Source organism: Methylobacterium goesingense, from assembly GCF_022179225.1.
Classification (GTDB): domain Bacteria; phylum Pseudomonadota; class Alphaproteobacteria; order Rhizobiales; family Beijerinckiaceae; genus Methylobacterium; species Methylobacterium goesingense.
The window spans coordinates 1-19,819 of sequence record NZ_BPQL01000004.1 but is presented as its reverse complement, the minus strand read 5'-3'; the positions used below and the strand labels follow the sequence as shown (position 1 = coordinate 19,819).

18 protein-coding genes and 1 tRNA gene are annotated in these 19,819 nt (G+C 71.0%); 10 read left to right on the top strand and 9 right to left on the bottom strand.

What is annotated here, in order from left to right:
• The first annotated feature begins 50 nt into the window (after nt 1–50).
• Nucleotides 51–362, top strand: coding sequence for a BrnT family toxin (locus MFF30_RS00385; RefSeq protein WP_238275081.1), 312 nt, complete (start codon nt 51–53; stop codon nt 360–362).
• Nucleotides 268–654 carry a BrnA antitoxin family protein gene (locus MFF30_RS00380; RefSeq protein WP_238275079.1) on the top strand — a complete coding sequence of 129 codons (387 nt, stop codon included), beginning with the start codon at nt 268–270 and terminating at the stop codon, nt 652–654. The genes MFF30_RS00385 and MFF30_RS00380 overlap by 95 nt, the downstream gene beginning before the upstream one ends.
• A gap of 8 nt (nt 655–662) precedes the next feature.
• Here the strand turns inward: MFF30_RS00380 and MFF30_RS00375 are convergent, their stop codons facing one another.
• Genes MFF30_RS00375 through MFF30_RS00360 form a run of 4 tightly spaced genes read right to left on the bottom strand, consistent with a single transcriptional unit; the run spans nt 663 to nt 4,961 of the window.
• A complete protein-coding gene (locus MFF30_RS00375) occupies nt 663–1,691 on the bottom strand; it encodes a formamidase (RefSeq protein ID WP_238275078.1) in 1,029 nt (342 codons plus the stop codon).
• Nucleotides 1,692–1,714: 23 nt separating this feature from the next.
• A complete protein-coding gene (locus tag MFF30_RS00370; RefSeq protein WP_238275069.1) occupies nt 1,715–2,653 on the bottom strand; it encodes an ABC transporter permease in 939 nt (312 codons plus the stop codon).
• Nucleotides 2,650–3,831: an ABC transporter permease gene (locus MFF30_RS00365; protein ID WP_238275058.1), complete on the bottom strand. Its 1,182-nt coding sequence runs from the start codon at nt 3,829–3,831 to the stop codon at nt 2,650–2,652. The genes MFF30_RS00370 and MFF30_RS00365 overlap by 4 nt, the downstream gene beginning before the upstream one ends.
• 23 nt (nt 3,832–3,854) lie before the next feature.
• Nucleotides 3,855–4,961 (bottom strand): BMP family ABC transporter substrate-binding protein, encoded by a 1,107-nt coding sequence (locus MFF30_RS00360; RefSeq protein WP_373320809.1) that lies wholly within the window; start codon nt 4,959–4,961, stop codon nt 3,855–3,857.
• Nucleotides 4,962–5,232: 271 nt separating this feature from the next.
• Between MFF30_RS00360 and MFF30_RS00355 the strand changes: the two genes are divergently transcribed.
• Both MFF30_RS00355 and MFF30_RS00350 read left to right on the top strand, forming a co-directional pair.
• On the top strand, nt 5,233–6,534 hold the full coding sequence (locus MFF30_RS00355; protein ID WP_238275049.1) for a leucine-rich repeat-containing protein kinase family protein: 1,302 nt from the start codon (nt 5,233–5,235) through the stop codon (nt 6,532–6,534).
• Between the two features lie 167 nt (nt 6,535–6,701).
• A complete protein-coding gene (locus MFF30_RS00350; protein ID WP_238275047.1) occupies nt 6,702–7,097 on the top strand; it encodes a hypothetical protein in 396 nt (131 codons plus the stop codon).
• A gap of 120 nt (nt 7,098–7,217) precedes the next feature.
• Here the strand turns inward: MFF30_RS00350 and MFF30_RS00345 are convergent, their stop codons facing one another.
• Complete coding sequence (locus MFF30_RS00345) at nt 7,218–8,165, bottom strand: 3-hydroxyacyl-CoA dehydrogenase NAD-binding domain-containing protein (RefSeq protein WP_238275045.1); 948 nt, start codon at nt 8,163–8,165, stop codon at nt 7,218–7,220.
• 114 nt (nt 8,166–8,279) lie between these two features.
• Between MFF30_RS00345 and MFF30_RS00340 the strand changes: the two genes are divergently transcribed.
• From MFF30_RS00340 to MFF30_RS00330, 3 genes are read left to right on the top strand one after another with little or no spacing between them, the layout of a single operon-like run.
• Nucleotides 8,280–9,272 carry an ABC transporter substrate-binding protein gene (locus MFF30_RS00340; protein ID WP_238275043.1) on the top strand — a complete coding sequence of 331 codons (993 nt, stop codon included), beginning with the start codon at nt 8,280–8,282 and terminating at the stop codon, nt 9,270–9,272.
• 8 nt (nt 9,273–9,280) lie between these two features.
• Entirely contained in the window at nt 9,281–10,084 is an 804-nt protein-coding gene (locus MFF30_RS00335) for an ABC transporter permease (RefSeq protein WP_238275033.1), read from the top strand.
• Nucleotides 10,085–10,100: 16 nt separating this feature from the next.
• Nucleotides 10,101–10,895 (top strand): ABC transporter ATP-binding protein, encoded by a 795-nt coding sequence (locus MFF30_RS00330; RefSeq protein WP_238275031.1) that lies wholly within the window; start codon nt 10,101–10,103, stop codon nt 10,893–10,895.
• Between the two features lie 100 nt (nt 10,896–10,995).
• Here the strand turns inward: MFF30_RS00330 and MFF30_RS00325 are convergent, their stop codons facing one another.
• The 4 genes from MFF30_RS00325 to MFF30_RS00310 form a co-directional block, all read right to left on the bottom strand.
• Entirely contained in the window at nt 10,996–11,772 is a 777-nt protein-coding gene (locus tag MFF30_RS00325) for a 2-keto-4-pentenoate hydratase (RefSeq protein WP_238275029.1), read from the bottom strand.
• A 93-nt stretch (nt 11,773–11,865) separates the two neighbouring features.
• Complete coding sequence (locus tag MFF30_RS00320) at nt 11,866–12,801, bottom strand: dihydrodipicolinate synthase family protein (protein ID WP_238275020.1); 936 nt, start codon at nt 12,799–12,801, stop codon at nt 11,866–11,868.
• A gap of 36 nt (nt 12,802–12,837) precedes the next feature.
• Entirely contained in the window at nt 12,838–13,830 is a 993-nt protein-coding gene (locus MFF30_RS00315; protein WP_238275018.1) for an NAD(P)-dependent oxidoreductase, read from the bottom strand.
• Between the two features lie 80 nt (nt 13,831–13,910).
• The gene (locus MFF30_RS00310; RefSeq protein WP_238275016.1) at nt 13,911–15,542 is read right to left on the bottom strand and encodes an alpha-D-glucose phosphate-specific phosphoglucomutase; all 1,632 of its coding nucleotides are present in this window, start codon (nt 15,540–15,542) and stop codon (nt 13,911–13,913) included.
• 276 nt (nt 15,543–15,818) lie between these two features.
• On the opposite strand from MFF30_RS00310, the gene MFF30_RS00305 reads away from it, so the two are divergent.
• The 3 genes from MFF30_RS00305 to MFF30_RS00295 form a co-directional block, all read left to right on the top strand.
• Nucleotides 15,819–15,895, top strand: a tRNA-Ala gene (locus tag MFF30_RS00305).
• Nucleotides 15,896–16,115: 220 nt separating this feature from the next.
• Nucleotides 16,116–17,606, top strand: coding sequence for a DUF2252 domain-containing protein (locus tag MFF30_RS00300; RefSeq protein ID WP_238275014.1), 1,491 nt, complete (start codon nt 16,116–16,118; stop codon nt 17,604–17,606).
• A 110-nt stretch (nt 17,607–17,716) separates the two neighbouring features.
• On the top strand, nt 17,717–19,819 hold a 2,103-nt coding region (locus tag MFF30_RS00295), incomplete at its 3' end, for a CarD family transcriptional regulator (RefSeq protein WP_283205845.1).

The following is a 19,819-nucleotide window of genomic DNA, read 5'->3' as shown; positions in this document are numbered from 1 at the left end:
TGGCTTGTCCCGGATGGCTTGCGGAACGGATTTGTCGTAACAATTTCGTTGTGACGACGCACTTCGAATGGGACCCGGCCAAGGCCGCTTCGAACCTGCGCAAGCACGGCATCGGCTTCGAATCCGCGGTTCGCGTCTTCGCCGATCCGTTTCTCCTCACGGCGCCCGACCGGGTCGAGGGCGGGGAGCTGCGCTGGACGGCGATCGGTTCCATCGGTGACGTCGCGGTGCTGCTGATTGTCCACACGTTCACCGAGAGGGACGAGGATGGCAGGGAAATCGAAATCGTCCGCATCATCTCGGCCCGACGTGCCGATCGCACCGAGCGGCGACGTTACGAACGGGAATCGCGTCCGTTTTGACGTTGATCTGGCGAACCTTCCGCCGCTCACCGAAGCGCACAAGGCCGAATGCGACGCGCTCGCGGCCATGCCCGACGCGGCGATCGATTACAGCGACATCCCGCCCCTTACAGAGGAATTCTGGACCAGCGCCGCGCGCGGGCAGTTTTTCCGCCCGACCAAGACCTCGACGACGGTGCGCATCGATTCAGACGTGCTGGCCTGGCTGCGCGGGGAGGGCCGCGGCTACCAGACGCGCCTCAACGCGATTCTGCGCCGCGAGATGCTCGCGGCGCTGAAGAAGCAGGGCTGAGGCCTGCCTCACTCCGCCGCTTCCCGCGCGTCCGGGGTCTGGCCGGCGGCGTAGGATCGGGTGGGCGCGGCGAACCCGCAGGACGTACCGTCGACGACCTTGACGGCGTCCTCCCAGGGCAGGCGGTAGCGGCCGGCGGCGAGGTCTTGCATGTAGGTGTAGGGGCAATCCCCGGCCCCGCCCTTCACGGCCGTGTAGCCGCGATGACCGAACTGGTAGATGTTGTTCTCCACGCCCCAGTGGATGCGGGCCTCGCGCACGAGGTCGGGCCGCACCTCCGCGGTGATGATCTCGTCGACGCGGCCCGTGGTGCCGTGGGCGATGATCTGCCCGTCGAAGTTGACGATCATGCCCTCGCCCATGGAATCGAACGCGCCGTCCGAGCCGCACATGCAGACGTTGGCGGTGACCATGAGGTTGCAGAAGGCGTTCGCCTGGTTGGTGAAGCGCCAGGACTCGCGGATCGGCGCGGTATAGCCTGCCGTGCGGATCATGATCTCGGCGCCCTTGTAGGCGCATTCGCGGGCCATCTCGGGGAACATCCCGTCGTGGCAGATGATGAGGGCGATCTTGGCGCCCCTCGGCCCCTCGATCACCGGGATGCCGATGTCGCCGGGCTCCCAGGGCTCGACCGGCACCCAGGGGTGCATCTTGCGGTAGTAGAGCTTCACCGCGCCGGTATCGTCGATGATGATGCCGGTGTTGTACGGGTTTCCGTGCGGGTTGAACTCCATGATGGAGAAGCAGCCCCAGATCCGGTTGTCGATGCAGGCCTTGGCGAAGGCCGCGACCTCGGGGCCGTCCATCCGGCACAGGATGTCCGGATTGGTGTCCATCGACAGCCCGTGGAGGGCGTATTCGGGGAAGACCACGAGATCCATGGTGGCGAGGTTGCGCCGGGCCTTGCCGACCATGTCGACGATGCGCTGCGTCTGCGCGGCGAGGTCCGCCTTCGTGGCGACAGTCGGCAACTGGAGCTGGACCAGCCCGAGCACGACGCCGTTCGGGGATTTGTTGAGGCCGCCAAGTCCGTTCATTCGGAATACCCGTTTGCTGAGGCTTACTTCGCTTGGCCGAGTTCGCCCGGCGCTCCGGCCAGGGCGTGGTTCGGCGACGAGGTGGCGATGAGGACGCCGAGGGTGAGCACGTAGGGGGCGGCGTAGAACAGGTAGTAGCCTGAGCTGACGCCCACCGACTGCAGCGCCGGCCCCAGCGCCCCGGCCCCGCCGAACAGCAAAGCCGCACCGAAGCAGGCGAGCGGGTTCCAGCGGGCGAACACCACGAGGGCCACCGCCATCAGGCCCTGACCGGAGGAGATGCCCTCGTTCCAGGAGCCTGGATAGTACAGCGACAGGTAGGCCCCGCCGATGCCCGCCAGCACCCCGCCGGCCCCGGTGGCCAGCAGCCGCACCCGGTCGACGTCGTAGCCCATGGCGCGGGCCGCGTCGGTGCTGTCGCCGACGATGCGGACTACGAGCCCGATCCGAGTGTTGCGCAAAGCCCACCACAGGAAGACGCTGAGCGCCGCCCCGATGAGGAACAGTACGTTGATCTGGAGGGCCGCCCGCACCTGGGCGAGGTCGGACCAGTTGCCGAAGGGAATCGCCGGCAGCTGGGGCGCCGAGGGCTGGATGAAGGCCTTGCCGAAGAAAAAGGCGAGGCCGGAGCCGAACAGCATCAGGGCGATGCCGAGCGCCACGTCGTTGACCCGGGGCAGCCGGCAGATCCAGCCGTGCAGGAGCCCGAACAGGCCGCCCGAAAGACCCGCCACGGCGACGCCGGCCCAGGCCGAGCCGGTGAGCACCGCCGTGGCGTAGGCCGACATCGCCCCGAACACCAGGGTGCCCTCGAGGCCGAGGTTGATCCGCCCCGAGCGCTCCGTGATGGTCTCGCCGAGGCTGACGAACAGGAACGGCGTCGAGACCCGGATGGCCCCGCCGATCACCGCGAGGAGCACGCTCCAGAGGCCGAGATCGCCCGGCAGGTCGAGGCCGCTCATGGTGCCGGCGCTCCCGGAGGCTTGAGGCCCGCGGCGGCCTGCTTGTCGCCCCAGAGGTGGGGGCTGAACACCTTGAAGCGCCCGTACAGGGTCTCCCCCATCAGGACGAGGAGGAAGAGCAGCCCTTCGAGGACCAGGATCGTGGCGTCCGGAACGTGCAGGCGGCGCTGGATCAGGCCGCTCGACGCCTCGATCCCGCCGAGCAGGAAGGCGACGGGGGGGATCGCCAGGGGGTTCTGCCGGGCCAGGAACGCGATGAGGATGCCGGTATAGCCGTAGCCGGCCACCAGGGAGCCGTTGGCGTTGCCGTGAACCGCCGCCACCTCGAAGAACCCGGCGAGCGCCGCCAGCGCCCCGCCCAGCGCGGTGAAACCGGTGATGAGGCGACCCACGGGCAGGCCCTGGATCTGGGCCGCGCGGACGTTGCCCCCGGCGATGCGGGCGGCGAAGCCCAGGGTGGTGCGCTCGGTCAGGACCCAGGCGAAGAGGCAGGCCACGAGACCGACGGCGAGGCCCCAATGCACCTCCAGCCCCGGCAGCGGGCCAATCCGGAACGCCTCGTCGAGGGTCCGGGTGGAGGGCTTGTTGAGGCTGCCCGGGTCGCGCAGCCAGCCCTCGATCAGGTGGTTGGCGAGCGCGATGGCGATGTAGGACATCAGCAGACTGGCGATGGTCTCGTTGACGCCGCGCCAGGCCCGCAGGGCCCCCACCGCGCCGAGCCAGAGCGCCCCGGCCAGCAGGGCCGCCAGGGCCATGAGGGCGATACCGACACCCCTGGGCGCCCCGGACAGGGGCGTCGCGACGGCCGCCGCCGCGAGGCCGCCGAGCACGATGGCCCCCTCGCCCCCGATCACCACGAGGCCGAGGCGGGCGGGGAGCGCCACGCAGAGGGCCGCGAACAGCAGGGGCGCCGCCCGCTGGAGGCTGTTCTGCAGGGCGAAGGACGAGCCGAAGCCGCCCCGGTAGACGAGGTCGAGGAAGGCCGCCGGCGACTTGCCGAGGCTCGCGAGGAAGAGGCTGAACAACCCGAGCCCGAGGGCCAGCGCCCCGAGCGGGATGATCGCGGCCTCCGCCCGCCGCGCTGCCCAGGCGCGAAGCTGGAGGCCGGCCGGCGCACGCGGGGCGGCGACCGCGCTGTCCGCCGAGGCGGCGTCCGTCGTTGCGGTGTCGGCGACCATCGCGGCGTCTCCGTGAGCGCCGGTCAGGCCGAGCCCCGGACGCCCTCGACGAGGTAGCCCGTGCTCTCGAGTTCGGGCGCGTTCTCGGGCAGACCCTTGCCGGCGGCGGCGATCTCGTTGCCCTTGTTGTCCTTCAGCGGCCCCCGGATGATGGCGAAACCGCCCTTCATCATCTCGGCCTTGACCGCGTCGGCGTTCTTGCGCGCCGCCTCGGAGACGGCGGGGCCGTAGGCGCTCATCTTCACGAAACCATCGGCGAGGCCGCCGCGCAAAAAGTTCGGGGGCGCCTTGCCGGCCTGCATGCCGGTGACGAAGCCCTTATAGATCGGGGCCCAGTCCCATTCCGCGCCGGTGAGGTACTTGTCCTTGGCCAGGGCCGACTGGTCGGCGTGGTAGCCGCAGACGAAGGCGCCGCGCCGGGCGGCGGTCTCCACCGTCACCTTGGGGCTGTCCACGTGGCAGGTGATGACGTCGGCGCCCCCGTCGATGAGCGCGTTGGTGGCCTCGGCCTCCTTGACCGCGAGCGACCACTCGCCTGTGAAGATGACCTGGCAGGTGATCGCCGGGTCGACGCTGCGGGCGCCCATCAGGAAGCCGTTGATGTTGTTGAGCACCTGCGGGATCGGCTTGGCGGCCACGAAGCCGAGCTTCTTCGACTTCGTGGCGTGCGCGGCCACGATGCCGTTCAGGTATTGTCCCTGCGCGATGTAGCCGAAATAGGAGCCGGCGTTCTTCGGGTTCGCCTCCGTCCAGAGGCCGCCGCAATGGCGGAACTGCACCTTCGGGTTCTTCTTGGCCTCGATAAGCACGTGGGGATCGAAGTAGCCGAAGGAGGTGGGCAGGATGAGGCTCGCCCCATCCATGTTGATCATGCTCTCCATGGTCTTCTGGACGTCGGTCGTCTCGCGGACGTTCTCCTCTTCCACGACCTCTATTCCGGGCAGGCCCTTCAGGGCGGCGGCGCCCTTGGCGTGGGCCTGGTTGTACCCGTAATCGTCCTTCGGCCCCACGTAGATGACGCCGACGGTCATCGGCCCGGCCGCCAGCGCGCCCCGCGCGGAGAGGGCCGAGAGCCCCAGAACGGCCGTGCCGCCCAGCAGGGTCCTGCGCGAGATCGAATGATGGGCCACGGTGCCTCCCGTTTTCCGGCGATTGCTGCGGGCGTCGTTGCAAGGTCCAGGCCGCGCGGTTCGCGGACGGCCGGACCGGTCGCGGTCCGGCGTGGCGCCGTCCAACCCTGGATCGCACCGGCGGCCGGGCGATGCGCGCCGGCCGTGTCCGGCGGACCTTCGCGGCCGGACGCGCTATGAGACGCGCTCCGAATCATCGCGAACCGGCGCGGCCGCGGGCCGCCCCCTTCAGGAGACCGCCGATGCCCCGCCCGAATCCCGCGCCCGCACGATGACGCTGAGCCTCCTCGATGCCCTCCGCCGGGGCGATTGCGCGGGCGCGCGGGAGCTGCGCTTCCCCCCGGGCCTCACCGAGTTTCCGCGCGAGATCCTCGCTCTCGGCGACACCCTCGAACTGCTCGACCTGAGCAACAGCGCCCTCGATGCGCTGCCGGAGGATTTCGGCCGCCTCCGGCACCTGCGCGTGCTGTTTTGCTCGGGCAACCGCTTCACGCGCCTGCCCCCGGTGCTGGGCGACTGCCCGGCCCTGAGCCAGGTCGGCTTCCGGGCCACCGGCCTCGTGGAGGTCCCGGGCGAGGCCCTGCCCCCGGCCCTGCGCTGGCTCACCCTCACGGACAACCGCATCGCCCACCTGCCGGAGGCGCTCGGCGCGCGGCCCGAACTGCAGAAGCTGATGCTGTCGGGCAACGCCCTGCGAACTCTGCCCGAGAGCCTCGCGGGGGCGCCCAACCTCGAACTGGTGCGGCTGGCCGCCAACGCCCTGGACGCCCTGCCGCCCTGGCTCACGGCCCTGCCGCGCCTCGCCTGGACGTCGTTTTCGGGCAATCCCTTCGAGGGCGCGCCCCTGCCCCCGGCGGTGCCCCCCGTGCGCTGGCAGGACATCGAGCCCGGCGCGCTGCTGGGCGAGGGCGCCTCCGGGCGGGTCCATCGCGCGGTCTGGCGGCGGGACGGGGCGACGCCCGAGGCCGTGGCGCTGAAGCTCTTCAAGGGGGCGATGACCAGCGACGGCCTGCCCGAGCGCGAGATGGCGGCCTGCCTCGCCGCCGGAACGCACCCCAACCTGACCGGCGCCCTCGGGCGCATCACCGGCCACCCGCAGGGGGCCGAGGGACTGGTGATGCGGCTGCTGCCGGCGGACTGGCAGGTGCTCGCCGGCCCGCCGAGCCTCGCGAGCTGCAGCCGCGACGTCTACGATCCCGCCCTGGTGCTGACGCCGGAGGCGGCGCTGCGCATCGCGCAGGCCGCGGCGCAGGCCTGCCTGCATCTGCATGAGCGGAGTATCCTGCACGGCGACCTCTACGGCCACAACATCCTCTGGGACGGGGCGGCGGGGGCGGCGGTGGTGAGCGATTTCGGCGCCGCCTCCACCCTGCCCGACGGCGCGGCCGGCGCGACCCTGCGTCGGGTCGAGATGCGGGCCTGGGGGATTCTGCTCGGCGAAGTGCTCGCCCTGGCGGGGATCGGCGACGGCCCCCTGCGTTCCCTCGAAGCGGCCTCCACCCAGCCCGACCACGCCGCGCGCCCGAGCTTTCCGGAGGTGGTCGAGATCCTGCGGCCGCTCGCGCTCTCGTGAATCGTCCGGACGCAGACTTCGGTCGCTCCGTGCGGCGCGGGGAGCACAGCCCCTTCGTTTCGCGGACGGTTCGGTCAATACAGCGGACATCCGCGCAGGTTCGGCCCAGATTTCGTCACGGTGGCTCGCCAGGGATCGCCCCTGATTTCAGGGATCGGGCGACCATCATGAAGAAACTCACCTACGCTGCACTGCTCGTCGGGGCGCTGGCGGCGCCGCAGGCCGCCGCGGCCGCAAGCAAGACCACGGTGGGCGTCGGCACGGGCGTCGTCGCCGGCGCCCTGGTCGGCGGCCCCGTGGGCGCGGTCGTGGGCGGCATCGTCGGCGGCTATATCGGGTCCACCGCCGAGAGCCCGCGCCCGCGCCGCCGCCGGGTGCGCGCCGTCCGCCGGGCATCGCCGGCGCCGGCCCGCAAGCTGCGCGTCGCGCAGGAGCCCGCTCTCCCGGTCCGCGCGGTTCCGGCCGCCACGGGCAGCCTGCCGGCGGTGACGGCCGCTCCGGCGGCTCCCAAACCCGCGCCAGCCGCCACGGCACCCCGCACGACCTGGCAGAACCCGCGCTGAAGTAAGCGTCAGGCGCCGCCCCACCACCACCGCATGGTCAGGCCGCCATCGACCACCAGCGCGTGGCCGGTGACGTCATCGGCCTCCACCGGGGCCAGGGGGTGTTCCGGCGGGTCGGGATCACGATCGGTTCGGGGCCTCGCCCGCGACCTCGATGCGGGCGCCCAGGATGGCGATGAGGGCCGCGTCGCGCCGGGCCGCGAGCGCCTCGACCGAGCGCCCGTCGGCCTCGGCCGCGATCCCGGCGACGATTCGGTCCTTGACGTCCTCCGTCAGGTCCGGATTGCCGAGGCTCGCCCAGCGCCGCACCTGGCTCGGGCCGAGATGGTCGAGATAGTGCCGGATGCCGCCCGCCCCGCCGCCGAGATGGTAGGTCATGTGCGGGCCCATCGCAGCCCAGCGCAGGCCGGGGCCGTTGCAGAGCGCCGCGTCGATGTCGGCGACGCTCGCCACCCCCTCCGCCACGAGGTTCACGGCCTCCCGGTAGAGGGCCGAGGCGAGGCGGTTGGCGATGTGACCGGGCATTTCCCGGTTGAGCACCACGGGCCGGCGCCCCAGGCGCGCGTAGAAGGCGCAGGCCCGCGCCGCGACCGCGGGGCCGTCGGCCACGATCTCGACCAGGGGCACGAGGTGGGGCGGGTGGAACGGGTGGGCGACCAGCACCCGCTCGGGCCGGGCGCAATCCGCCACGATGGCGCTGCGCAGCATGGCCGACGTGCTCGACGCGATGAGGATCGCGGGCGGTAGCAGGCGGTCGGCCTCGGCCAGCAGCGCGCGCTTGACCGCTTCGCTCTCCGGCGCGTTCTCCTGAACGAAGTCCGCCCCGGCGAGCGCGTCTTCCAGCTTTGCGTGAAACCGAAGCGTGCCCGCCCCTCTCAGGCCGAGTTCGGCGAGTTGCGCGCGTGCCGCCTCCACCGCCGCAGCGGTGCGCGCCGCGAAGCCGGGTGCTGGATCGTAGGCCGCCACGTCGAGCCCGTGGGCGAGGAACAGGGCGGCCCAGCTCGCACCCAGGGTTCCACAGCCCAGCACGGTGACCCGTTGGATTTCATCCGTCTCGATGGCTGTCAAAACTTCCTCCCCGGCGGGTTTACTTTCGAACTCAGAATACGCTTATTCAACCCCGTACCGACCGTTTTCGCGGCGGACGAAGTGGGCGACACGACCCGCGACCGGAGGACAACGATGTTCACGCGCCACGCCACCACGCGCGCAGCCCTGTTCGTTCTGGCGACCCTGGGGGCCCTCGGCACCGCCCGGGCCGACGACGTGGTGCGCCTCGGCAACCTGAAATTTGCCCATTACGGCGCCATCTCCTACATGAAGGAGATCGCCCCGAAGTTCGGCCTCAAGATCGACGAGAAGCAGTTCGCCAAGGGCGCCGACATCTACCCCGCCATGGCGGTGGACCAGATCGACATCTCGGCCTCGGGCGCCGACGGCGCGGTGGCCGCGCGCGGCAACGGCGTCAAGCTCTACGTGGTGGCGGGCTTCGCCAATGGCGGCGTGCGCATCCTGCGCCGGCCCGACCTCGACACGATCAAGACCCTCAAGGACGTGAAGGGCCTGAAAGTGGCCACCGTCCGCGGCGGCACCCAGGACCTGATGCTGCTGGCCGAACTCGACAAGTACGGAATGACCTGGTCGGAGCGGCCCGGCAAGGACGTGCAGCTGATCTACTTCAACAACTACGCCGACCTGAACCAGGCGCTGGCGCAGAAGTACGTCGACGTGATCTGCCAGAGTGAGCCGCAATCGACGCAGGCGATCAGCGCCGGCTACGCGACCGAGGTGGTCAAGCCCTACGACACCCCCATCGGCGTGCCGGTCCGCCCGCTGGTGATGACCGAGAAGATGTACAACGAACGTCCCGAGGTCGCCGCCCGGGTGCTCAAGCTGTTCGTGGCCGCCACCAAGGCCTTCATCGACGACCCGGCGCTCGCTGAGAAGTACGTCCGCGAGAGCGTGTTCAAAGGCCAGCTCTCGAGCCAGGACTTTCGCGACGGCATGGCCAACGCGAAGTACACCTACGACGTGCCCGCCGGGCACATGCAGACCACGACCGACTACATGATGAAGTACGGTCTCGGTAAGATGGTGAACCCGCCGAAATCCGACGCCGAGTGGGTGAAGACCGACCTCCTCGAAAAGGCCAAGGCCGAACTGAAGACGAACTGAGCGGCACGATGAACCGGTTCCGCGGCGCCATCGTCCCCATCGCGCTCCTGATCCTGTGGGAGATCCTCAGCCGGGTGGGGGTGTTCTCCCCCATCGTGCTGCCGCCGCCGAGCGCGGTGGCGGTGAAGTGGTATTCGGGCCTCCTGCCCGGCCTACCCTACGACCCGGCCACCGAGAGCTACTGGCACTGGATGTTCTCCGGCGAGATGCCGCACGACGCGATCGCGAGCCTCGGTCGCGTGCTCATGGGCTTCTGCGTCGGCGCCGGACTCGCCGTGCCGGTCGGCCTCCTGCTCGGCACCAGCGACCGGCTCTACGCGCTGTTCAACCCCCTGCTGCAGATCCTGCGGCCGATCCCGCCCATCGCCTACATCCCGCTGGCCATCGTCTGGTTCGGGCTGGGCAACCCGCCCGCCCTGTTCCTGATCGCGCTCGGCACCTTCTTCCCCGTCCTGGTCAACACCATCGCGGGGGTGCGGCAGGTGGACTCGATCTACATCCGGGCGGCCCGCAACCTCGGGGCCGGGTCCTGGACGATGTTCCGGCGGGTGATCCTGCCGGCGGCGAGCCCCTTCGTGCTCGCGGGCATGCGGATCGGCATCGGCACCGCCTTCATCGTGGTCATCGTCGCCGAGATGATCGCGGTCTCGGACGGGCTCGGCTACCGCATCCTGGAGGCCCGCGAGTACATGTGGTCCGACAAGATCATCGGCGGCATGCTCACCATCGGCATCCTCGGCCTCATCATCGACGGGGCGATGTCGCGCCTCAACGACCACCTACTGCGCTGGCATCGCGGCCTTGAACGCTGAACCGGGACGCCTGATCATGTCGGCGCAAATCGAGATCGCCCAGGCCAGCAAGGTGTTCGGGACGGGCGCCGGCGCCGTGCCGGCCCTCGACGGCATCACCGCGACGGTGCCGGAGGGGCAGTTCCTCTGCCTGCTCGGACCGTCCGGCTGCGGCAAGTCCACCCTGCTCAACGCCATCGCGGGCTTCACCCCCCTCAGTGCCGGACGGATCACCATGGGCGGGCGCCCGGTGACCGAGCCGGGGCCGGACCGGGGCATGGTCTTCCAGGAATACGCGCTGTTCCCCTGGATGAACGTGGAGGACAACGTCCGCTTCGGCCTCGACATCCGGGGCGTGCCGCGGGCCGACGCCACCGTGACGGTGGACCGCATCGTGGCGACGCTGGGCCTGTCGGATTTCCGCAAGCGCTATCCGAAGGACCTCTCCGGCGGCATGCGCCAGCGCGTGGCCATCGCGCGCATCCTGGCCCTCGACCCGCCGGTGATGCTGATGGACGAGCCCTTCGGGGCGCTGGACGCCCTGACCCGGCGCACCCTGCAGGACGAGTTGCTGCGGATCTGGGCCGAGTATCGCAAGACGGTGATCTTCGTCACCCACTCCATCGAGGAGGCGATCTACCTGGCCGACCGCATCCTGGTGATGACCTACCGTCCCGGCCGCATCAAGCGCGACCTCACCGTGGAGATCCCGCGCCCGCGCGACACGGCGTCGGGCGAGTTCAACGCCCTCAAGCGCGAACTCGCCGGCCTCGTCATGGCCGAGCAGCAGCGCTTCACCAGCGCCGAGCTGCACGGCGCGGCGGTGGACTGATTTTTCAAGGCGTCGCGTCCCCTCCCCCTTCCGGGGAGGGGGCAGCGGCGTGGGTCGGGTTTCCGCCCTCTTCCACCACCCCGACCTCCGGCGCTCCCGGTCAGACCGGCAGCAGCGTGAACGCGAGCGTGCGCCCCAGAAACGACGCCGTGACGGTGCCCGGCCCGGTCAGGTCGAACGGCACCGAGAGCGTTCCGGTGGAAACCAGGCTGCCGGCGGGGATCGTCATGCCGCGCTCGCGGGCGACCGCCATGAGGTCGGCCAGCGCCGCCAGCGGGTCGGTCAGGTCCTCCCCCGTCACCGCGCGGGCCCGCTCCGTGCCGTCGACCGTCACCACGAGGCTGCGGGCGAGGCCCGGCAGGTCGGCCGGGTCGAGGGCGGGTCCGATCACCAGGGCCTGGAAGGCGGAATTGTCGGCGGCGAAGCTCGGCCAACCGACCGCGCGGCGGTCGAAGAAGCGCGACAGCACGAGCTCGAACGCCACGCGGGTCTCTGCCACGACGTGCGCGGCCTCGACGGCAGGGGCGCCCGGATCGATGTCCCGGGCGATGACGTAGGCGACCTCGAACTCGATCGTCACCGGCCCCGCATGGGGCATCCGGAGCGCCACGCCGGGCTCGTGGAGCTGGCCCCGCAGCACGCGGCCCGCGATGGAGCGGCCGACCCCGGATGTGCGCTTGCCCTTGGCGCTGCCGATGGCGAGCTTCCAGCCCGCGCAAGTCTCGCCCAGGGCCTCGAAGAGCCGGTCCTGGATGTCGTAGCCCTCCGTCATCGTGCCCGGGCGGATCGCCTCGGGCAGTTCGGCGTGTTGCCGCCCCGCGCGATAGGCCGCCAGCAGGAAGTCGGCGGCCGGCTGGGGATCGAAGGCGTCGGACATGAAGGGACCTTTTCGCGGGCGTAACGGAGCCTCTCGGACGAGGCGGGGCTTCTCGGGCGAGGCGGGGCTGATATCGATCGGATCTCGGCGGCCTTAGGGCGCGACCCGGGCGCGGGGATCGACGCGGGCGATGCGCGACAGGAGGTAGTCGACCTCCGCCTTGCCTTGCGCCGACAGGTTCGCAGCCGGCTTGCGCTGGGCGTCCGAGGCGAAGATCCCGCGCTTCTGGAAGACGTACTTGCGCACCGCCAGCCCGAGGGGCCCCTGCTGCTGCTCGTAGCGGAGATAAGGCAGGTGCGCATCGAAGAGGTCGTGGGCCGCGTCGCGCTCGCCCGCCCTCGACAGGCGCACCACGTCCACCAGCATCTCCGGAAAGGCGTAGCCGGTGTTGGCGCCGTCGGCACCCCGCTCCATTTCGAAGTCGAGGAACAGCCCGCCATTGCCCGTGAGGATCGCGATGTGGCGCATCGAGCCGTCGGCTTCGAAGCCGCGCAGGGTCGTGATCTTGTCCAGCCCCGGCCAATCCTCGTGCTTGAGCATGACGCAGGACGGGTTCTCCGTGACGATCCGGCGGATCACGGCGGGGGTCATCACCACCGAGAAGGTCAGGGGATAGTCCTGGATCACGAAGGGCACGTCGGGGCCGATCGCCTCGGCGGCGTTCCGGTAATAGGCCACCACCTGGTCGTCCGTGCGCAAGGTGTTGGGCGGCCCGATCATGACGCCGGCCGCTCCCAGGTCCATCACCTCGCGGGCGAGGGCGCGCATGGCGGCGAAGCCCGGGGCCGAGACGCCGACGAGAACCGGCACGCTCATGCGCCCGACGACCCGCCGGGCGATGGCGACCGCCTCGGCGTGATCGAGCTTGGGCGCCTCGCCGAGCTGACCCAGGATGGTGAGGCCGTCGATGCCGGCACCGGAGAAGAAGTCCGACATCCGGTCGAGGGAGATCTCGTCGACCCGGCCGTCGGGATGGAAGGGCGTCGGGGCGATGGGGATCACGCCCTTGATCGCGCTGGTGAGAGCCATGGTGTCCTCCTCGGGATCTTCGTTGAGCCGGCGCGCTCAGCGATGCGCCAGGGCGGCCAGGTTGACGAGGTTGTGCGGGCGTTCGCCGGCCAGGATGCGGATCATCGCCTCGGCGGCGCCCAGGCCCATCGCCCGCAGGCTGTCGGTGCTGGTACCGGCCACGTGCGGGGTCAGCAGCAGGTTCGGACAGGCACGGTAGGGGTGGTCGTCGGGCAGCGGCTGGACCTCGAACACGTCGAGCGCCGCGCCCCCGATCGCCCCCGCGCGCAGGGCGGCGGCCAGCGCCTCGGCTTGTACGATGGGCCCGCGCGCCACGTTGATCAGCACCGCGTCCGGCCGCATCCGGCCGATGAGGCCGGCATCGACGAGGCCCCGCGTCTCCGGCGTCAGCGGGCAGGCCACCACCACCGCGTCGCTCTCTGCAAACAGCGTTTCGCGGTCCACGGCCTCGAACAGGCCGTCGTCGGACGCCTGTCTCCGGTGGCGGGCGCTGCGGGAATGACCGAGCACCCGCATGCCGAAGCCGTCCCGCGCCATCCGCGCGACGCGGCGCCCGATCTCCCCGGTGCCGAGGATACCGATCGTGGTGCCGCCGATCTCGCCGAGATCGCTGGCAAAAGTCTTGGCCGCGAGCCAGCCGGCCCCCCGTAGGGTCCCGTCGAGGTGCCCGAGGCGGCGGCGCAGGTGGAACAGGGCCGCGAAGACGTATTCGGCCACCGCGCCGGTGTTGCTGCCCGGCAGGTTGGCCACCGGGATGCCGCGCGCGGTGGCCGCCTCCAGGGGCACGAAATCGAGCCCGACCCCGTGGCGGACGATGCCGCGCAGGTACGGGGCGTGGTCGAGGATGTCGTCGGGCAGCTGCGCCCGCACGATCAGCCCCGCCGCCTCGCTGGCGAGCGCCCGCAGGGTGTCGGGGCTCGTGTCCCCCGCAGTGACGACCCGCGCGTGCGGCGCCAGGAGGGCCATCGCCTCCGCGTGGATCGGATTGGTGAGGACGACGAGGGGCAGGGTCGGGTCTGCTGCGCTCACGGGAGAGATGCCTCGCTCGGGGACGGGACGTGGCGCCGGGGCGGCCTCCGCCGGAGCGGACCGCCCCGGGGGCAGCGGTCTCAGGTGATCACGCTCGGCTCGGACCGGCCCGTGAGCGCGGCGATGTCGGCCAGATCGTTGGCGACCTTCACCACCGGGGCCAGCACCTCCGCCACCGGCAGTTCGAGCCGGTCGGGGGCGGATTCGTAGCGCTCGATATAGACCCGCAGAGTCGCGCCCGCCGTGCCGGTGCCGGAGAGGCGGTAGACCACCCGCGCATCCTCCGCGAAGGTGACGCGCACGCCCTGCTGCTCGGTGACGGAGACGTCGACGGGATCGACGTAGCGGAAGTCGTCCGCCGCCGCGACCGTGAGATCGCCGAGCTTGGTGCCCGGCAGGCCGGCGAGCTTGGCGCGCAGGCCATCCATCAGACGCTTTGCGGCCTCCGCGTCGATCTCCTCGTAATCGTGCCGGGTGTAGTAGTCGCGCCCGAAGCGAGCCCAATGGTCCCGCACCACGTCTTGAGCCGGCTTGCCCGTGACCGCCAGGATGTTGAGCCAGATCAGCACGGCCCAGAGCCCGTCCTTCTCGCGGACGTGGTTCGAGCCGGTGCCGGCGCTCTCCTCGCCGCAGAGGGTGATCAGGCCGGCATCGAGCAGGTTGCCGAAGAACTTCCAGCCGGTGGGGGTCTCGTAGGCGGGGATGCCCAGCGACGCCGCCACCCGGTCGAGGGCCCGGCTCGTCGGCATGGAGCGGGCGACGCCGGCCAGCCCCTTGGCGTAGCCGGGGGCGAGGTGGGCATGCGCGGCGAGGATCGCCAAACTGTCGCTCGGGGTCACGAACAGGCCGGGCGCCACGATCATGTTGCGGTCGCCGTCGCCGTCCGAGGCTGCACCCAGGTTCGGCGCCGCCTCGCTCAGCATCAGTTCGTAGAGGTCGTGGGCGTGGACGGGGTTCGGGTCCGGATGGTGCCCGCCGAAATCCTCCCGGGGCGTGCCGTTGAGGACGGTGCCGGCCTCGGCCCCGAACACGCCCTCCAGGATGGCGTGGGCATAGGGGCCGGTGACCGCGCTCATGGCGTCGAAGCGCATGCGGAAGCCGCCTCCGAACAGGCGCGTGATCGCGTCGAAATCGATGAGTTCGCGCATCAGCGCGAGGTAGTCCGCCACGGGGTCGATCACCGCGACGGTCATGTCGCCGATCCGGGTCTCGCCGATCGTGTCGAGGTCGAGGTCGGGGCCCTCGACGATGCGGTATTCGGTCAGCGCCTTGGTGCGCGCGTAGATCGCCGCCGTGACGGTCTCGGGCGCCGGGCCGCCGTTGGCGGTGTTGAACTTGATGCCGAAATCGCCCTCCGGCCCACCCGGGTTGTGGCTCGCAGACAGGATGATGCCGCCGATGGCGCCGTGCTTGCGGATGACGCAGGAGGCCGCCGGGGTCGAGAGCAGGCCGCCCCGGCCCACCAGCACCCGGGCGAAGCCGTTGGCGGCGGCGATCTTGAGCGTGGTCTGCACCACCTCGCGGTTCAGGAAGCGGCCGTCGCCGCCGAGCACCAGTGTCGTGCCGGCCCGGTCGGGAATGCAGTCGATGATCGCCTGGACGAAGTTCTCGACGTAACGCGCCTGCTGGAACACCGGCACCTTCTTGCGCAGGCCGGACGTGCCCGGCTTCTGGTCGTCGTAGGGCGTCGTCGGCACGGACGTTGCGGGCATCGTTCAGGCACTCCGGAATCGCATGGCTCAAGCTTCGCGCCCAAGAACGCCGTTTGCCGACGCGGGTCAATCACCGATGGCCCGGCGCGCGCGCCGGGCAAGGTGCCACCCGTGCCCATCAAGGACATCCGAGCATCGTGGTCCTGTCCGCGCAGGAAAATACAAGTTCTTAACAAAATCTTTCTCGCCATCCCTCGCGAGATACAAATCGATCGATGCCTAGTCTTCCGTCGGACACCACTTGCAGACCGCCGTTCTTCATGCTTCAAAGACCTCGGCCAGGTGGGTGAGGGTTGAGCCAAGATCCCCGCAAGGATCTGCACGTCCGGTTCAAATCCGGACCCCGGCCTCCATGCTCGGATTCGTTGCCCTGCTCCGCCTTCCGACAGGTGATGCACGCGGCGATGTTCGACTGCGTGGCCCGCGAGATCCCGGAAAGCCGACGATCCTTTCACATCCTGGTCATCGATCCACGCGGGTCGGATGAAACGCCGCGCTGGGACGTAACGCCCCGGGAACGAACGGAAATGGCCAAGGTTTGTCCATCACTGATCCGCGAGCGAGGAACCGGCCATGGAATGTCCGCAGGGTGTCAGCCCGCGCACGAGCGAGGGTAGAGACGCTTCGGCGGTGGAGGCCGAGGACATCCTGCTCGCCCCGCTGGCCGACATTCCCCGCATCAATCTGCGCGAGGCGGGCGAGCCCTGGGACAAGCGACGCCATGCCGGCAAGGCGCTGCGCGAGGTCGTACCGCACGCCTCTCACGCGGCCTGGACGCCGCCCGGCAACCGGCCGGACCCGGTCTCCCTGATCGAGGCGGCCCATGCCGGGCGCCAGGAACACCTCATTCCCCTGCGGGTCGCCCGCATGGCGAGTTCGCCCTTCGCGTTCCTGCGGGGCGCGGCCCACGTCATGGCCTGGGACCTCGCGCATACCCCACGCAGCGGCATCGCGGTCGTGATGAACGGCGACGCGCATCTCGCCAATTTCGGCCTGTTCGGCACGCCCCAGCGCGACATCGTCCTCGACCTCAACGATTTCGACGAGGTCACCATCGGCCCCTGGGAATGGGACCTGAAGCGGCTCGTCGCCAGCATCGAGGTGGCGGCCCGTACGGACGGGGTCGGCAAGGCCGAGCGCCGGGAGGCGACCCTCGCGGCGGTGGCGGGCTACCAGCACACCATGACGGAGCTGGCGCCGCAGGGGCCCCTCGACGTCTGGCATCAGGCGGCCCGGGCCGACCGGCTCGATTTCGCCGGCCTCACCATCGACGCCCATTCAGAAGCAGTCATCGCCAAGGCGGTGGAGAAGGCCCGCAAGAAGCACAACAAGAGCCTGCTCGCCCGGGTCGGCGAGCGCCGGACCGACGGCGGCTGGCGCTTCAAGGAGCAGCCTCCGATCCTCACCGGCGTCGATGCCGAGACCCGCGAGGCGGTGATCGGCGGGCTCGAGCACTATGCCGAGACCCTGCCGCGCGAGCGCCGGTTCATGCTGAGCCGCTACCACGTGGTCGACGTGGCCCACCGGGTCGTCGGCGTCGGCAGCGTCGGCACCCGGGCCTATGTCGCGCTTCTGTGCGGGAATTCGGACCAGGACGTCCTCTTCCTCCAGGTCAAGGAGGCGGTGACGCCGGCCCACGCCCCCTACCTCGCCGGCATGCCCGACGCCTATGGCGACCACGAGGGCGAGCGGGTGATCTACGGCCAGCGCCTGCTCCAGGCGGTGGGCGATCCGCTGCTCGGCTGGACCACCATCGACGGCCGGCCGTTCTACGTGCGCCAGATGAAGAATATGAAGGGCGACATCCCCGTGGCCGGCCTCACGGGGCAGCCGCTAATCTACTTCTCCTGGGCCTACGGTGCCCTGCTGGCCCGGGCGCATGCCCGCACCGGGGATGCCGCGGCCATCGCGGGCTATTGCGGCCGCGACCGGCAATGCGACCTGCGCGAGGCCCTGGCCACCTGGGCCTTCGCCTACGGCGACCAGAACGAGGCCGACTTCGCGGCCTTCCAGGCAGCCATCGCGCAGGGCCGCCTCGAGGCGGCGCCCGACCCGGAGATGTGATCCACAGGGGCTGCGACAAACTGGGGACGGGCGGCGAAAGCGCGGAGCCCGGGACGCACCGGCCGCGTTTCCCAGTTCCTCTCCTCCAAGCCGGGCAGCGCACACCCCAGATGGCAAAACGCAGGACCGCGTCGTCTCCCGCTCCGACCCCGACGGCCCAGGGGCCGGCGAAGGGGCCGGCAAAGGCGAAAGCCCAGACGGCCGTCAAGGCACCGCGCGCCAGGGTACCGCGCGCGAAGGCACCAGGCGCAGAGGTTCCCCCGGTCAAGGCAGCCCGCGCCGAGGCGGCGTCGAAGCCGACCTCCCGCAAGACCTCGGCGCAGGCGCCCGAGACGGCGCCGGCATCCGCCCCGGAAGCCGTCGCGCCGCTCGTGCCCACCGGCGCCCTCGCGGTCGCACTCCTCGACCTGACCCGGACCGGCAAGCCCCTGGTCCACATGGCCCGCGAGAGCCACCGGCTGGAGGCCATCGCGAAGATCCTGCGGGCGCTGTCGCCGGAGCGCAGCGTCGCGATCTACCCGGAATGGGACTGCCTGCCCTACGACCGTGCCTCGCCCTCGCGGGGCGTGATGGGCGCGCGCACCGGCGTGCTGCGCTGGCTCACCGACACGGCGTCCCTGCCCGACATCGTCCTCACCACCGCCCCGGCCCTGATCCAGCGGGTGCCCCCGGCCGCGACCTGGGCCGCGGCGCGCCTGGAGGTCCGGGTCGGCGACACCCTCGATCCGACGGCGGTCTCCGCCTTCCTGCAGCGCCTCGGCTACATCCTCGACGACCGGGTCGACGAGCCCGGCGAAGTTGCGGTCTGGGGCCGGACCGTGGACGTCTTCCCGGCCGCCGCCGACCGCCCCTGCCGCATCGAGTACGAGGAGGGCCGCGTCACCGCGATCCGCTCCTACGATCCGGTCTCGCAGCGCTCGCTGGCCGATGCCGACGTGCTCGTCGTCGACCCCGCCACCGAGATCCTCCTGCCCGAGGGCTCGGAGAACCGGCTCGCGCCCTTCACGGGCCAGGAGCACGGTCTGGCCCGGTACTACCCGTCCCTCGACACCGTGCTCGATCAGGTGCCCGACGCGGCCCTCGTGGTCGAGGACGGGGCGGAGGAGCGGGCGCAGGCCTTCTTCGAGCAGATCGCGGAAGGACGCGAGGCCGCGGCCCGGTCCCGGCGCGGCGGAGCCGACGACGGCAGCCTCTATCTGAGCCCCGAGGATTGGGCGGCCCAACTCGGGGAGCGCCGGGTCGCCGGGGCCCATGCGGACGGAGCCGACGACCTCACCATGCCGGCCTTCGTGCGGAAAGCCCGGCCGAACACGGCGCTGGCCGAGACCCTGCGCGAGCGCCTGAAGGCGGGCGACCGCATCCTCCTCACGGGGCCCGCCGAGCCGCTGGCCCGGCTCGCGCGCATTGCCGAGCGCGCCCTGGGGCGCAAGGTCCGGGCTATCCGGGCCTGGGCCGACGCCGTTTCGGCAAAGCCCGGCGCGCTCCTCAGCCTGGAGGCCCCGATCGAGGCGGGATTCCGGGTGCCGGACAGGGGCGTGGCGGTGATCGCCGCCGCCGACCTCTTCGGCGCCCGTGCCGCCACCGTGGCCGCCGGGGGCCCGAGCGCCATCCTGCCCATCGGCGAGGTCGAGTTGCGCATCGGTGACGTCGCGGTCGACCGCGACAACGGGCTCTGCGTGTTCGAGGGACTGGAGCCGGTCGGGACCGGCGACGGCGGCAGCGAGGACGCCCTGCGCCTGCGCTTTGCCGGCGACGGCATCCTGATGGTGCCGGTCTCGCAGGCCGACCGGATCTGGCGCTACGGCTCGGAGGTCGAGGCCGTCACCCTGGACAAGCTCGAAGGCGGAAGCTGGGCGAAAGGATCTTGGGGACGCCGCCGCCTGGAGGCGGAGGCCTGCATGGCCCGGGCCGCCCGGGTGATGCTGGCGGATGCCGAGAAGCGCCGGGCGATCCGGGCGCCGGTGCTGGTGCCGCGGGAGCGCGAGATGGAGCGCTTCGCCGCCGGCTTCGGCTTCGCGCTCACCGCCGACCAGGCGAGCGCCGTGGCCGGCGTGATCGGCGACCTCGCCTCGGGTCGGCCGATGGACCGTCTCGTCTGCGGCGATGTCGGCTTCGGCAAGACCGAGGTGGCCCTGCGCGCCGCCGCGGCCGCCGTGTTCGCCGGCAAGCAGGTGGCGATCGTCGCCCCCACCACCGTGCTGGCGCGCCAGCAC